Below are 14733 nucleotides of genomic sequence, written 5' to 3'. Positions count from 1 at the left end.
TCAATGGCTATGCAAGGGTGTCGGCCTTGTATTTGATAGATATAAACTTTTAGGGAAACATATGAAAGCATCAGATCTATTCGTCAAAGCGCTCGAAGCGGAGGGAGTGGAGTACATATTTGGTATTCCAGGGGAAGAAAATTTAGATCTGTTGGAATCCTTACGTAGTTCCTCTATCAAGCTCATCTTAACCCGTCACGAGCAAGGCGCAGGCTTCATGGCTGCGACCTATGGTCGATTAACCGGCAAAGTGGGGGTTTGCTTGTCTACATTGGGACCAGGGGCCACCAATTTGGTTACGCCGGCAGCTTATGCACAGCTAGGTGCCATGCCAATGTTGATGATCACCGGCCAAAAACCGATTAAAACCAGCAAGCAAGGCCGATTTCAGGTTATCGATGCAGTCGATATGATGCGTTCGTTGACCAAATATACTACTCAAGTGGTCAGTGGCGACCGCATTCCATCGATAGTGCGTGAGGCCTTCAGACTAGCCCATGAAGAGCGTCCTGGTGCAGTACATATCGAATTACCTGAAGATATTGCAGATGAACAAACCAGCGCGCAACTTTTAGAGCCGAGTATCGTGCGCCGCCCCATTGCAGAGTACAAGTCGATTGCTCGTGCCATCGAGATGATTGAGCAAGCGAAATCGCCAGTATTGCTAATTGGAGCAGGGGCAAATCGTAAACTTACGGCCAAAATGTTGAAAGAGTTTGTCGAAAAAACAGGTATTCCTTACATCACCACACAAATGGGCAAAGGCGTATTAGATGAAAGCGGTGATTTGTTCATGGGTAATACCGCGCTATCCGATGGCGACTTTGTTCATCGGGTTATATCCAGAGCGGATCTAATTATCAATGTAGGCCACGATGTGGTTGAAAAACCGCCATTTTTTATGAGCCATAACGGCAAGAAAGTCATCCATATTAATTTTGACTCTGCGGCGGTGGATCCCGTGTATTTCCCCCAATTGGAAGTGGTGGGTGATATTGCCAATAGCATCTGGCAACTTAAGCAAAATTTAACTCCGCAAGAGCACTGGAAGTTAGACTTTTATAGTGATGTGCACGACGCATACATTTCCCATCGCACCCTATCTGAAAATGATGATAGGTTCCCTATTTTACCTGAGCGCTTCGTTCGAGATATCCGTAAAGCAATGCCTCGAGATGGTATTGTCACCCTTGATAACGGTGTCTATAAAATTTGGTTTGCCCGAAATTACCCGGCCTATTTGCCTAACACCTTGCTACTCGACAATGCGTTAGCCACCATGGGCGCAGGACTACCTTCAGCAATGGCAGCGAAAATAGTGAATCCAACCAAATCGGTTATCACTGTCTGTGGTGATGGCGGCTTTATGATGAATAGTCAAGAAATGGAAACGGCGGTTCGGCTCAAGCTGCATATTGTGGTGATAATTTTACGTGATGATGCTTACGGTATGATCAAGTGGAAACAAGCCAATATGGAGTTTGAAAACTTTGGTTTAGATTACGGCAATCCGGATTTCGTCAAATATGCTGAAAGTTACGGTGCAAAGGGCTGGAGAATAGCCTCAGCGGCTGAGTTATTGCCTAGAGTAGAGGCTTGTTTGTCTGAGCCTGCAGTGCATTTAATTGATGTACCAGTTGATTATTCTCTTAACGACCAAACGTTAAATAAGACTATCCGCGAGCTTAGTCAAAAACTGTAGGAGCGAACATGTTACAAAAAGCTTATCCATATTATCTTGCCAACAAGGCGATATACGCCAATCAGGATTTGGTTGTTACAAATAAGTATACAGGTGAAGCCGCTACGGTGGTCGCCATGGCCCAAGCCGATGTGATTGACAAAGCGATTGCTGCTGCTGAGAAAAGTCAACCAGCATTGACGGCGATGAAACCCTATCAGCGCCAACAAATTCTGAATCATTGTGTGAAACGTTTCGAAGAACGCTTCGAAGAGCTCGCCTATGCACTGTGTATAGAAGCGGGCAAGCCGATTAAAGATGCTCGTGGGGAAGTGACTCGTTTAATTGATACTTTTCGGATAGCAGCCGAAGAGTCTGTGCGTATTCAAGGTGAAGTATTGAATCTTGAAATCACACCGCGGGCCAAGGGCTACCAAGGTATGACCAAGAAGGTGCCTATCGGTCCTTGTTCATTTATTTCGCCCTTCAATTTTCCTTTGAATTTGGCCGCGCATAAGGTTGCTCCTGCTTTAGCCGTGGGCTGTGCATTTGTGTTGAAGCCCGCCAGTCGCACCCCGTTAGGGGCGTTGATAATAGGTGAAATACTGGCCGAAACGGATTTGCCGGAAGGGGCTTTTTCTATCTTGCCTTGTAGTCGTGATGGTGCAGATCTATTTACCACTGACGATAGATTTAAACTGCTGAGCTTTACGGGCTCGCCAGATGTCGGCTGGGATCTTAAATCGCGGGCAGGTAAAAAGCCGGTGATCTTGGAATTAGGTGGTAACGCTGGATGCATAGTTGACCATGATAGCGATTTAGATGATGCCATCGAGCGCATAGTCTTTGGTGCCTACTATCAATCAGGCCAAAGCTGTATCAGCGTGCAACGTATATTCGTCCATGAATCTATTTATGCTGAGTTTAAACAGCGCTATGTGGATAAAGTATCGAGCCTAGTTCATGGCGATCCACTTGATGAAAACACCTTTATCGGGCCAATGATTTCTGAATCCGAAGCCAAACGATTAGATGATTGGATAGAGCAAGCTAAGGCCAAAGGGGCAAAAGTCTTGTGTGGTGGCAAGCGAGATGGCGCTATGCTACAAGCTACCATACTTGAAAACGTGCCCGATGATGCCAGCGTAAACGCAGATGAAGCCTTCGGACCTGTTTCTACCATTGCTTCATTCAGTGATTTTGATGATGCGTTAGAAGCTGTTAATAATAGTCAGTTTGGCTTACAAGCCGGAGTATTCACCCGCGATATCTACAAAGCTCACAAAGCTTGGGATGTGTTGGATGTGGGGGGTGTAGTCATTGGCGATGTGCCAAGCTGGCGCGTAGATAACATGCCATACGGCGGAGTCAAGGAATCTGGTTTAGGCCGTGAAGGCATTCGGTATGCTATTGAAGATATGACCGAATTACGTTTGATGGTCATTCGTACTCCTCAATAATTAGATAGACTAATTATCAGCGGAACCCTTTGGTGGGGGTTCCGCTAATCTTGCTAACAATCAGAAACAGATTAATTCTTCATTCAGTTTGCTGTTATTTCAATCACATTCTAGGCTTTGGTTTGCAATCCAATGGAATTCAACCAACGAGAATGAGAAACGCATGAAAACAATTATGTTAAGCAGTGCTGTAATTATCGGGTTAGTCGCGCTGGTAAGCTGTAAATCAACTTCTCCACAAAAATCTTATCTACCACAAATTTCGGCAGTGGTAGAAGCCCGCAGTAGCGAAGAAAAACAACGTGATGTTTATCGCCATCCTGCTCAAACCCTGGCCTTTTTCAACCTTGAGCCCGGCATGACTGTGGCTGAAGCCCTTCCCGGCGGAGGTTGGTATTCTAAAATTCTAGCCAATTACTTGGGAGTGCAGGGCAAGCTTTATGGGATTAATTATGCCGATGATATGTGGCCGCGCTTTGGATTTTTTGACCAAAAAACCATAGATAATTTTGTTGCAGGCACTGCTAAGTTCAGTCCTATGGTCGCCGATGCCACAGACAATGGCATAGCTACCCAAGGGTTCACCTTTGCAACTATGCCTATGGATCTCGAAGGGAGTGTCGATAGAGTCGTGGCCATCCGCGCGTTGCATAATTTAAATCGATTCGAGGCTGAGGCCGGAACCATGACTCAAGCGTTAAGTGTGATGCATAAGCTATTAAAAAAAGACGGTATGGTCGGCGTGGTGCAACATCGACTGCCTGAAAGTGCCCCCGATGCTGGTTCTGATGGAAGTCGGGGTTACTTAAAAGAGTCGACCGTGATTAAAGCGTTTGAACAGGCAGGCTTTAAGCTGGTGGCTAAATCAGAGATCAATGCCAATCCAAAAGATCAGCCTAGTGCTAGTGATATTGTCTGGCGTTTACCGCCTAGCTACAATGGAAGCGGCGATGACCCTCAAAAAAGAGCGGCCATGGACGAGATTGGTGAGTCTGATCGCATGACTTTGCTGTTCAAGAAAAAATAGATAACTAATCCTTATCGGGCTGTCGACATATTTGCGCAATTGAATATCGTATTCAGCCTTGATTTTGTTCTGATTAATAGCATATTGACTTATCTGGCAGGCGAGAGTTGGAAGAACTCGATTGAACACCAAGCTTTTGAAAATATTGTTGATCCTAGTCGCAGCATGCTGTGCAACGCTGCAGGCGCAGGCATTCACATCTTTTTCAACTGATACGCTAGCTAAGCCGGCTTTTCAGGTCGAATGTCATAGCGCGCCTTATGCGTCAAACTCATCTCAGCAACACTACCGCGATACAGATTCTCAAGCGCACCATAACCTCGAACATATACAGTTTTCGTGGGTTAACTTTACCGATTTCATTGGACAAGAGTTAGCTGTGTTTAGCTATTTTCAAGCACAACAAATTCAGTTGTTATGGCAGGTGCAACAGGATCTTGAACAAACACTAGAGCCTCTTCAATTGCTGTTGAAGCCTCGAATTCCCGAATCAGACGAATCTCCTTTCTCACTCCTTTAAGTTTTTAAATGCAAATCCTTATGGCATGCCGTTAGGCAGCCTGTCGTTTAATCTGTGAGAGAGAGAGTTTTATGAATTTAGTTGAATTAGCTTTGGTATTACTGCCATGGATGGTGCTAGTTGGTATTGTATTAGTTTTTGCTACTTTGGTTAAATTGGCAAAAAAACGCAAATCAGCTGTGGTAGCGTTTGGCGTATTGGTGCATATGTTTCTGCCGGATCCCTATGTGCAGCGCACTATTGAAACCGTGGCAGAGGCGAAGCAAGAAGTGAGAAAGCAACAAGATGAGGATGAGAATTTATTGGAGCCAGATGAATCCTCAGAAACTTAGATAAAGCGCTTGATGGCACTAACTTATGGGTCGTAGGGTAGTGGGCGCTAGTTGAAGTGGGTCACTATTCGATGGCGGCTCTATTCACCTGCAAATGCATTAAGCAAAATTTGTTGGGTAAATTGTTTGCGTAAATAAAAGCCTCTAGGGCGAGTTTTCATCAGTGCACCGTCAGCGCCAATAGCGTCGGTGAGTACGCTACCGTCAGCGGCTTTAGGGCGAAGTTGTAATGCCTGTCCATGTTTGGCAGTAATATTCTCAACTTCCCCTAGTGCGATCATATCGAGTAATTCTTCCCAGTCTTGCTGCAATAATTCCAACTGTTGGGATGACGGCTGCCATAAAAATGCAGTGGCAATGCGCCTTTGTGCCGGAGGGATGTCTCTGTCACCTTCGATGGGGATCCACAGTACGCAGTTGAGTTTATTGCGTACGCTGCTGGTTTCCCATTGTACACCAGCGATTTGCGTTAATGGTGCGTAGCAGACATAGGTTGTTTCTAATGGCTGTCCTAATTGTCCAATTGGGATGGTTTTTAGCTCTACGCCGATTTCAGGGAAATCTTGTTGAGGTTTGGAACCAGCTTGAGCACCCAAGTAAAGTTCTAGCAATTGTCCGGTCCAGCCTTTCTCACGCTTGAAATTGGCTGGTACTCTAATATCAGCCCATAGGGCCAATTCACCAAGCGTCAACCCAGCCAATAACAAAGCACGGTCTAATAGCTGTTGAACTGAGTGTGGAGCAGTTTTGGCTGGTGTTATCAAAGGGAACCTTTAGGGTATTTTAATTTATTAGGGTGACAATGAAATATTCATCGAGATTATATTGCTTTGCTTGATCCCTAGTTTATGGAAGAATGGGGAAATATAAAAGAAATCAATCCCCCCGGGAGTCAAAGTGATTGATACCGAAGGTTTCCGCGCGAATGTCGGTATAGTGATTTGCAATAAAATGGGGCAAGTATTTTGGGCAAAGCGCTATGGGCAACATTCATGGCAGTTTCCACAAGGCGGAATAGATCAAGGTGAAACTGCTGAACAAGCAATGTACAGAGAACTTAATGAGGAAGTAGGGCTACATCCAGAACACGTAAAAATACTAGGCGTCACCAAAAATTGGGTCAGATACAAACTTCCTAAACGTCTTATACGTCAGGGGAGTGATCCCGTTTGCATTGGCCAAAAACAAAAATGGTTTTTATTGCAGCTTGAATGCAAAGAGACGGATGTGAACGTGCTAAGTTCAGGGCACCCTGAATTTGATGACTGGCGCTGGGTGAGCTTTTGGTACCCAGTGCGTAATGTGGTGTCGTTTAAACGGGAAGTTTATCGACGAGTCATGAAAGAGTTTGTGCCTTTTGCTATGCCAGCCAACTTTAAATCTCAGCAATCTCAACCGTCTAATCGGAGTCGTCGTCGCAGAAGACAATCATAGGAAGCCATGCTAACTACGTTAAAACGCATTGTACAGGAGGTCAGTAAAATCCCCATTTTGGAGGAGGCGCTGGCACATCTGACAAGCAGTTTAAAGCAGTCGCTAGGGGTTGACTCCAGCTCCGTATACCTTGCCGACTATGAGAAACAGCATTTCTTATTAATGGCTACCGATGGTCTTGATAATACCGCTGTTGGAAAAGTTGCTATCGGTTTTTCCGAAGGCTTAATTGGTCTCATTGGTCAACGAGAAGAGCCCCTTAATATTGTTGATGCCCAAGCACACCCGCGATTTAAGCATTATCCTGAAGTAAAGGAAGAAAAGTACCATGCTTTTCTAGGTGCACCGATTATTCACCAACGAAAAGTGTTGGGAGTACTCACCCTCCAACAGAAAAAAAAGCGGCGTTTTAGTGAAGATGAAGAAGCGTTTTTAGTTACCCTAGCCACCCAGATTGCACTTGAAATAGTGCATGCAGAAACCCGAGGATTCTTGTCCTTTGTAGACGACAATAATCGCAATAAATGGCAACGTAAAATTTCAGGGGTTCCCGGTTCCGCTGGATTAGGCATGGGCATCGGTTTTGTGCCTGATTTCAAAGTTAGTCTTGGCAGCCAGGTTGCCAAGCGTTCTGTAGAAAAAGATAAAGAAATTAGTCGGTATCGTGCCGCGGTTGGCGTGACTCGTGGACAAGTTGACGAGTTGTCGCAACGGGTAGCGGGGCAAGTTCCCGAAGATGTTCAGGCTATTTTCCAAATATACAGCCATTTACTCGATGCCAACAGTTTAGGCCATGAAGTTGAAGCGCGCATTCGTGAAGGATGGGATGCGGCAAGTAGTCTGAAGTTTGTAGTTGAGAATTATATTCAGCAATTTCGTAGTATGAGTGACCCTTACATGCAAGAAAGGGCGGTGGATATAGAAGATTTATCCAATCGGATCCTTGCTAACATCTTGGGTACAGAAAGCCCTTCTTTGCGACAAATCGATAAAGATAAAGATGCGATTTTAGTGGCCGAAGAAGTGACCGCAACCATGTTGGCTGAATATTCTACGCTACAGTTACGGGGCATTATTTCGGTGCGTGGTTCGAATAATTCCCACGCAGCTATTCTGGCTCGGGCGATGGGCTTACCTGCCGTAATGGGCCTATCCGATGCACCCCTATCTTTATTGGATGGCAAAGAGTTGCTAATTGATGGTTATTCTGGCGAAGTCATAGTGTCACCATCAAAGAGTGTCTGTAAAGAATTCACCCAGTTAGTGATTGAAGAACAACAGTTGTCAGATTTGGTGCTTGAACAGGCCCACTTGCCTTGTGTAACCCAAGACTCACATCCCATGGGGTTGTTTATCAACGCCGGCTTATCAGCTGAGATGGAAAACACTAACTTCACACACAGTGAAGGAGTTGGATTGTATCGCACTGAGGTGCCTTTTATGCTCAGAGAGCGATTTCCATCTGAGCATGAACAAATGCAATTGTATCGACAAATGCTGGAGTCTGCCCCCGATAAACCCATTACTATGCGGACACTGGATGTCGGCGGCGATAAGCCCTTGCCGTATTTTCCCATCAATGAAGAAAATCCATTTTTGGGCTGGCGTGGGGTTAGATTGACACTCGATCACCCGGAGATATTCCTGGTTCAGATACGTGCAATGTTGCGGGCCAACATTGGCATAGGTAATTTGCATATCATGTTGCCAATGATCACCACAGTTACTGAAGTAAGTGAATGCCAACGATTGATCCGGCAAGCTTTTCACGAAGTCTCTGAAGAGGTGAGAGATGATGGTATTTTACTTGAAATGCCTAAAATCGGCGTGATGTTGGAAGTACCTGCAGTGCTTTACCAGATTCCACAGTTGGCCGAAAAAGTGGATTTCTTCTCAGTAGGTAGCAATGACTTAACCCAGTATCTGTTGGCGGTAGATCGCAATAATGCAAGAGTGTCGGGCCTCTACGATAGTTATCATCCCGCAGTATTATGTGCTCTACGAACAATAGTTGAACAGGCCGATCAGTACCGAGTACCTATTACCGTATGCGGCGAGATGGCGGGAGAGCCGGGCGGCGCAATATTGTTAATGGCGATGGGATACACCAAACTGAGTATGAATAGCCACAACTTGCTGAAAGTGAAGTGGGTGATCCGCAGTGTCACCTTAGCCCAATCTAAGCTATTGCTAAAAACAGTACTTACCTGTGAAACCCCAGCTCAAGTCAAAGAAGAGTTGAATTTTTACCTCGAATCCATAGGCTTGGGTGGATTGGTTAGGGCAGGTATTTAGTTGTTTGAGCCGTCCACATTTTTTATCATATATCTGGCATTGGGTTTGGTGGTGGGGCTACTGGCCGGCCTGTTAGGTATTGGCGGCGGCCTTATTATAGTGCCAGCTTTACTGTATATATTCGTGGAACACTTAGGCATGTCACTTGCCACAGCAATGCCAATGGCGATAGCTACGTCATTATCAACCATAGTGTTGACCGGCTTTTCTTCAGCGTATGCACATTTTAAATTGGGTCATATCCAGCCTCCTATTGTGATTTGGACGGCCTTAGGTATTGCGGGAGGGGCCTTAATTGGCCCTCTAATAGCGACCAGTATTGCTGCCCAGCAATTAAAAATGATTTTTGCCATACTGGTTTTCGCGATTGCCGCTCAGATGATATTTATGCACCCCAAAACGTCGGATAAACAGATCTCCAAGCCTACGCTGTTAGTGATTGGATTTGTCACTGGAATTGTCTCAGCATTTATGGGCATTGGCGGAGGAGCATTAATGGTACCTGCTCTGGTTTGGTACAGGATTAATATCAAACATGCCATAGGTTGTGCAGCATTTTGTGGTTTAGTCATTGCCGTGTTTGGCTCTGCCAGTTTTGTCGTGGCGGGCTGGTCGTTGCATGGATTACCCCAAGGAGCAGTGGGATACGTATACTTACCAGCCGCAATCGGAATTGTGATTACGTCTGTATTTACTGCACGGGTCGGGGCTAAAATAAGCCATCGGCTCGATACACAAAAATTAAAACAAATATTTGCAGGTTTTCTGATATTGGTCAGCTTGCGTATGTTACTAGGATAGAAATAATTATGTCGAACGGCCATTACACCCTCCCAGAAATTAATCCTGCAATATTTGACTGGGGGATAATCAGTCCGAAATGGTACGGTATGATGTATCTAATTGGATTTGTGGCAGCTTGGTGGTTAGCCAATCGGCGTATCGACCGCGTCGGTTGGAGTAAGGATCAATTAAGCGATATGCTTTTTTGGGGCTTTATGGGAGTGATCCTTGGTGGCCGAATAGGCTATGTGTTGTTTTACCAATTCTCCGAGTTTTTAGCCGACCCTATGTATTTATTTAGAATCAATGAAGGCGGAATGTCCTTCCATGGCGGATTACTCGGTGTAGTGCTTGCGTTGTGGCTAAGTGCACGTCGCTTAAAAGTCCCATTCCTAGTAGTTGGCGATTTTGTTGCACCCTTGGTTCCTATTGGTTTAGGGGCGGGGCGGATTGGTAATTTCATCAATTCTGAATTATGGGGAAGAACGTCAGATGTGCCTTGGGCTATCATTTTCCCCAATGCAGGGCCAGAGCCTCGTCATCCCTCGCAGTTATATGAATTTGCCTTAGAAGGGCTTGCACTGTTCGTTATACTTTGGCTATATTCGAAAAAGCCAAGGCCAATAGGTGCACTCAGTGGTGCTTTTTTAATGGGCTATGGTTGCTTCCGCTTTTTCATTGAATTTTTCCGCCAATGGGACAGCCATTTAGATCTTTATCTAGGATTATTCAGCCGCGGACAAATATTATCTTTGCCGATGATTATAGGCGGTTTGGGCTTGATGGTTTGGGCCTATAAACGGCATGTAATCTATACACCTCAACCCCTTAAACAAAAAAAAGCAGGGAAAGCCTAAATGCGACAATATCTTGATTTAATGCGCCATGTGCTTGAAAACGGGACAAAAAAAGAAGATCGCACTGGCACGGGAACACTGAGTATCTTCGGTTATCAAATGCGCTTTGATTTGGCTCAAGGCTTCCCGCTGATCACCACCAAAAAGTGTCACCTTCGTTCGATAATTCACGAACTATTATGGTTTATAAAGGGCGAGACTAATATTGCTTATTTAAAACAAAATGGTGTGAGCATCTGGGATGAATGGGCCACCGATGACGGCGAATTGGGGCCAGTATATGGTAAGCAATGGCGTAGTTGGGAAGGTGCCAATGGTGAAGTCGTTGATCAATTGGTTGAGCTGTTGCAGCAAATCAAAACTAATCCAGACTCCCGTCGGCTGTTACTTAGTGCTTGGAATCCTACTGTATTGCCAGATTCATCAATATCACCTAAGGAAAATGCGGCGGCCGGTAAGCAGGCATTACCGCCTTGCCATACCATGTTTCAGTTCTACGTAATCGATAACAAGTTGTCCTGCCAGCTCTATCAGCGCAGTGGTGATATTTTTCTAGGTGTTCCATTTAACATTGCTAGCTATGCATTATTAACCATGATGGTGGCACAGGTGTGTAATCTTCAACTAGGCGATTTTGTGCATACTTTCGGGGACGCTCATCTCTACACAAATCACCTCGAACAAGCCGAAATGCAACTAAGCCGGACCCCTCATGCATTGCCCCAGATGAAGCTCAATCCTAAGATAAAATCGTTGTTTGATTTTACTATTGATGATTTTGAGTTAGTCAATTATCAGGCTTACCCCCATATTAAAGCCCCCGTCGCTATATAACTGAAGGGCGTTTACATGCTTACTAAAGTGCTTATTTGTGATGACTCCAATTTCGCCAGAAAACAGATGGCTCGGTCAATACCTGATGGTTGGAAAGTAGAGCTGAGCTTTGCTGAAAATGGCCAACAAGCGATAGAGCAGATCAAGCAAGGCAAAGCTGACGTAATGTTTTTGGATCTTAATATGCCCGTGATGGATGGTTACCAGGCCATGCAAATCATTAAGGACCAAGATTTACCAACATTGGTCATAGTGGTGTCTGGCGATGTGCAGGCTGAAGCGCGCACCCGTATGCTTAAAATGGGAGCGTTGGATTTTATCCGCAAACCAGTGGATAACGACAAGTTAACCACTATTTTGACGCAATATGGTCTCTATTCAGGTGAAAAAAGTGCTGAGAAACGTTCATCGTCGGTACCAATACAGCACACGGACAGCGATCCTTTAACAGAGAAGCTTGACGCCTATCGAGAGATGGCCAATATAGCGATGGGACAAGCTGGGGAAAAGCTCGCTCACCTGTTAAATGAATTTATCGATTTACCTATCCCTAATGTCAATTTGATCGAGACCACAGAGCTACATATGGCCATTGCTGAAATTAGCGGAGGTGATCGGGTTTCCGCCATTTCTCAAGGTTTTATCAGTGCAGGAATAAGCGGCGAAGCTTTGTTGATTTTCAATGATTCCAACTTTGCAAACATGGTTAAGCTGCTAAATTATAAACATAAGGCGTTTTCTGATCAGTTAGAACTGGAAGCCCTTATGGACGTCACTAATATCCTCACCAGCGCATGTTTAGTGGCACTATCCGAGCAGTTGAATGTGAATTTTACCCACAATCATCCTATTGTGTTAGGGCAACATTGTGGATTGGATGAGCTACTAAATAAAAATGTGTCCCGTTGGAATAGAGTCTTGGCAATTGAAATTGGCTATGCGATTAAGAGTCAATCGATCAATTTTGATTTATTGTTGTTGTTCCCTGACAAGTCCATAGACTTGATGTTTGAAAAACTCGTGAAGGTAGTTTCCTAAGGTATGACAAATTATTTATCAGATATTAACTCATTGCATTCACAATTAAACTTATTGGGTTCGATTGAAGTCGGTATTACAGTGTTGGACCGCAATTTCCATGTGCTAGCATGGAATCAGTTTATGGAAAACAACAGTGGTATTTTACCTAGCGCTATTGAAGGTAAGAGTATCTTCAGTTTTTTCCCTGAGATTGATAAAGACTGGTTTACCATCAAGACCGAACCGGTGTTTAACCTTAAAAGTCCGGCGTTTATTATTTGGGAACAACGGCCTTACCTGTTTAAATTTGATACCAGTCGGCCTATCACCTCAGCTTCAGATTTCATGTACCAAAATGTTACCTTGTTTCCACTGAAATCCGCTGCGGGCGAGGTCGAACAAATTTGTTTAGTGGTCTATGACGTTACCGATGAAGCCCTTAACAAAAAGGGCATACAAGCTTTAAATGAGCAACTTGAACAGATTAGTCGTATTGACGGCCTGACAGGCGTTTATAACCGAAGGTACTGGGAAGAAACCTTTGCCCAGGAACAGAAACGTATATTACGCAGTGGCAGTAACGGCAGCGTGATTATTTTGGATATTGATCATTTTAAAAAGGTCAATGACAACCACGGTCATCCTGCAGGTGATTACATTATAAAGACCTTAGCCAACGTCATAAAACAAACGGTACGAGAGACCGATATTTGTGGACGCTATGGAGGAGAAGAGTTTGTTGTACTCTTGCCGGACACTGATTCAGACAGTGCTCAGTTTGTTGCAGAGCGGATCCGAGCAGGCTGCGAAGACTTGCTGCCCAATTATGAAGGCTCTGAAATTCCGTTTACGGTAAGTTTAGGTTTAGCGGATTTCTCTAAGCAATACCCTGATCATATGGCATGGTTGGAAAAAGCTGACCAGGCATTATACATTGCTAAAAATAATGGCCGTAATCAGTTACGGGTCTATCAGAAACCCCCAACGAATGAAAGTTAGCTGGGGTTGAACATCTATTGTAAAGCGTCCTCAGTGCCTTTTTGGCAATCAAGATTGTGGATACTCGCGACGTTCTAATGCGTATATATGATCCTTTAAGGTCCATAAGAAGATCAAACTGGGGATCACCATCACCGCAGTTAGTACGAAAAAGGCTGCCCAGTTTCCCCCCATCCAATCCACTAAAAAACCGCTACCAGAGGCCATTAGGGTGCGGCCAAAAACACCTAAGGATGCCATCAGGGCGTATTGGGAGGCTGAAAAAGCTTGATTACACAGCAGTGAGATAAATGCGACTAGCGCGACTGAACTCCACGCCGCAGTGAATCCATCTACAAAGACGGTTGCGGCGAATAGTGCCTTGTCAGGGCCTACAATCGACATCATCGCAAACATCAAGTTACTGGTGGCCATGGCGATTCCACCGATCATTAAGCCGCGATAAATCCCAAAGCGAATGTTAACCATGCCACCAAGGACAGCAAATATAATGGTGACCCACCAATTGAGCAGTTTTGAATAACTACCAATATCACTGTTGCTAAAGCCTAATTCTTTATAGAAGACTATGCTCATTCGGCCTAAAAAGGCCTCGCCTATTTTGAACAAAAAGATGAATAGCAATATAGATAGGGCCAATTTAAAGGTATTGCGGGTAAAGAAATCGCGAAACGGCTCAACCACAGTGACGAGCAGCCAATTCGCTATTTTTCCACCTAGATTGAGAGGCCTATCCCCCACCATAGCATTGGCGTACATGGCGCTTGCCGCAGCTTGCCTTGCCTCTCGGTCTGTGACGGGTTCTTCACTCAGAAAGACAAAAAGCATTAGCATTGCCATGATGCCTGCCAAAATGAAATAGATTTCGGACCATTGCCAATTGGGCAAGTCGGCAATGAAAAAAGGAATGGCGCCTAGCCCGCCAAATCCAGTCCACCACCCGGCGGTAGCCATCGCAGAAGCGGCAGCTAGTTTGTCTTTCTCATGGGGCTTAATGATATCCACTCGATAGGCATCTATTGCGATATCCTGGGTGGCCGAAAATACGGCTATGGAAAAGCCGATGATTCCGGCTAAAAAGAGTTCTTGTTGCACCGGCACTACGGCTAATCCGATGCAGGCTAAGACGATGCAAACTTGGGTGCTAACAATCCAGCCTCGTCTTTGGCCTAGTACCGGAGGTTTGACGCGGTCCAGTAACGGTGACCAGAGAAAGTTTATGGTGTAGGCAACAGTTATAGAGCCGAAGAGACCGATGGACGAGCGACTAAGCCCTGACTCTTGCAGCCAAGCAGATAAAGCTGAACCGATCATCACCCACGGAAATCCGCTGGCTACGCCAAATAAGAAAATAAATAACAGGCGCTTGTCTTTGTAGCACATCAAGGTGTCTTTGATGGTTTTATTCACGTGGCTTCAGTACTGCAAGTAAAACCCTATTGGATCACGTATGGGGCTTATCTTCAATGGTTAAATAGGGCCAATTGTTAG

Annotated in this window: 14 protein-coding genes; 12 read left to right on the top strand and 2 right to left on the bottom strand. The window is 45.0% G+C overall.

Annotated elements, in window-relative coordinates; genetic code table 11:
• The first annotated feature begins 61 nt into the window (after positions 1-61).
• The 5 genes from QR722_RS17140 (at position 62) to QR722_RS17120 (ending at position 5020) form a co-directional block, all read left to right on the top strand.
• Positions 62-1702, top strand: coding sequence for an acetolactate synthase large subunit (locus QR722_RS17140; protein ID WP_286284179.1), 1641 nt, complete (start codon positions 62-64; stop codon positions 1700-1702).
• Positions 1703-1710: 8 nt separating this feature from the next.
• Complete coding sequence (locus QR722_RS17135; protein ID WP_286284178.1) at positions 1711-3141, top strand: aldehyde dehydrogenase family protein; 1431 nt, start codon at positions 1711-1713, stop codon at positions 3139-3141.
• A 163-nt stretch (positions 3142-3304) separates the two neighbouring features.
• Entirely contained in the window at positions 3305-4168 is an 864-nt protein-coding gene (locus QR722_RS17130) for a class I SAM-dependent methyltransferase (RefSeq protein ID WP_286284177.1), read from the top strand.
• Between the two features lie 121 nt (positions 4169-4289).
• Complete coding sequence (locus QR722_RS17125) at positions 4290-4688, top strand: hypothetical protein (protein WP_286284176.1); 399 nt, start codon at positions 4290-4292, stop codon at positions 4686-4688.
• A 71-nt stretch (positions 4689-4759) separates the two neighbouring features.
• Positions 4760-5020 carry a hypothetical protein gene (locus QR722_RS17120; protein WP_286284175.1) on the top strand — a complete coding sequence of 87 codons (261 nt, stop codon included), beginning with the start codon at positions 4760-4762 and terminating at the stop codon, positions 5018-5020.
• An 80-nt stretch (positions 5021-5100) separates the two neighbouring features.
• Here the strand turns inward: QR722_RS17120 and mutH are convergent, their stop codons facing one another.
• The gene (mutH, locus tag QR722_RS17115; RefSeq protein WP_286287718.1) at positions 5101-5781 is read right to left on the bottom strand and encodes a DNA mismatch repair endonuclease MutH; all 681 of its coding nucleotides are present in this window, start codon (positions 5779-5781) and stop codon (positions 5101-5103) included.
• Between the two features lie 136 nt (positions 5782-5917).
• Between mutH and rppH the strand changes: the two genes are divergently transcribed.
• Genes rppH through QR722_RS17080 form a run of 7 tightly spaced genes read left to right on the top strand, consistent with a single transcriptional unit; the run spans position 5918 to position 13242 of the window.
• On the top strand, positions 5918-6454 hold the full coding sequence (gene rppH, locus QR722_RS17110; RefSeq protein WP_286284174.1) for an RNA pyrophosphohydrolase: 537 nt from the start codon (positions 5918-5920) through the stop codon (positions 6452-6454).
• Positions 6455-6460: 6 nt separating this feature from the next.
• Complete coding sequence (gene ptsP / locus QR722_RS17105) at positions 6461-8749, top strand: phosphoenolpyruvate--protein phosphotransferase (RefSeq protein WP_286284173.1); 2289 nt, start codon at positions 6461-6463, stop codon at positions 8747-8749.
• Positions 8750-9550 carry a sulfite exporter TauE/SafE family protein gene (locus QR722_RS17100; RefSeq protein ID WP_286284172.1) on the top strand — a complete coding sequence of 267 codons (801 nt, stop codon included), beginning with the start codon at positions 8750-8752 and terminating at the stop codon, positions 9548-9550.
• Positions 9551-9558: 8 nt separating this feature from the next.
• Complete coding sequence (gene lgt, locus QR722_RS17095) at positions 9559-10389, top strand: prolipoprotein diacylglyceryl transferase (protein WP_286284171.1); 831 nt, start codon at positions 9559-9561, stop codon at positions 10387-10389.
• Entirely contained in the window at positions 10390-11223 is an 834-nt protein-coding gene (locus QR722_RS17090) for a thymidylate synthase (RefSeq protein ID WP_286284170.1), read from the top strand.
• 15 nt (positions 11224-11238) lie between these two features.
• Entirely contained in the window at positions 11239-12261 is a 1023-nt protein-coding gene (locus QR722_RS17085) for a response regulator (protein WP_286284169.1), read from the top strand.
• A 3-nt stretch (positions 12262-12264) separates the two neighbouring features.
• On the top strand, positions 12265-13242 hold the full coding sequence (locus QR722_RS17080) for a sensor domain-containing diguanylate cyclase (RefSeq protein ID WP_286284168.1): 978 nt from the start codon (positions 12265-12267) through the stop codon (positions 13240-13242).
• Between the two features lie 48 nt (positions 13243-13290).
• Here QR722_RS17080 and QR722_RS17075 read toward each other — a convergent pair whose 3' ends face one another.
• Positions 13291-14625: an AmpG family muropeptide MFS transporter gene (locus QR722_RS17075; protein WP_286287717.1), complete on the bottom strand. Its 1335-nt coding sequence runs from the start codon at positions 14623-14625 to the stop codon at positions 13291-13293.
• Between the last annotated feature and the right edge of the window lie 108 nt (positions 14626-14733).

This window comes from Aliiglaciecola sp. LCG003, assembly GCF_030316135.1.
Classification (GTDB): domain Bacteria; phylum Pseudomonadota; class Gammaproteobacteria; order Enterobacterales; family Alteromonadaceae; genus Aliiglaciecola.
Note: the sequence above shows the minus strand (reverse complement) of the source record. Positions and strands in the feature narration are given on the sequence as shown.

What these genes read in the sequence shown, in the direction of transcription:
- QR722_RS17085 (WP_286284169.1), top strand. Translation starts at nt 11,239, where the DNA reads ATGCTTACTAAAGTGCTTATTTGTGATGACTCCAATTTCGCCAGAAAA.
- QR722_RS17090 (WP_286284170.1), top strand. Translation starts at nt 10,390, where the DNA reads ATGCGACAATATCTTGATTTAATGCGCCATGTGCTTGAAAACGGGACA.
- QR722_RS17080 (WP_286284168.1), top strand. Translation starts at nt 12,265, where the DNA reads ATGACAAATTATTTATCAGATATTAACTCATTGCATTCACAATTAAAC.
- QR722_RS17140 (WP_286284179.1), top strand. Translation starts at nt 62, where the DNA reads ATGAAAGCATCAGATCTATTCGTCAAAGCGCTCGAAGCGGAGGGAGTG.
- QR722_RS17130 (WP_286284177.1), top strand. Translation starts at nt 3,305, where the DNA reads ATGAAAACAATTATGTTAAGCAGTGCTGTAATTATCGGGTTAGTCGCG.
- ptsP (WP_286284173.1), top strand. Translation starts at nt 6,461, where the DNA reads ATGCTAACTACGTTAAAACGCATTGTACAGGAGGTCAGTAAAATCCCC.
- QR722_RS17075 (WP_286287717.1), bottom strand. Translation starts at nt 14,625, where the DNA reads ATGTGCTACAAAGACAAGCGCCTGTTATTTATTTTCTTATTTGGCGTA.
- lgt (WP_286284171.1), top strand. Translation starts at nt 9,559, where the DNA reads ATGTCGAACGGCCATTACACCCTCCCAGAAATTAATCCTGCAATATTT.
- QR722_RS17135 (WP_286284178.1), top strand. Translation starts at nt 1,711, where the DNA reads ATGTTACAAAAAGCTTATCCATATTATCTTGCCAACAAGGCGATATAC.
- QR722_RS17120 (WP_286284175.1), top strand. Translation starts at nt 4,760, where the DNA reads ATGAATTTAGTTGAATTAGCTTTGGTATTACTGCCATGGATGGTGCTA.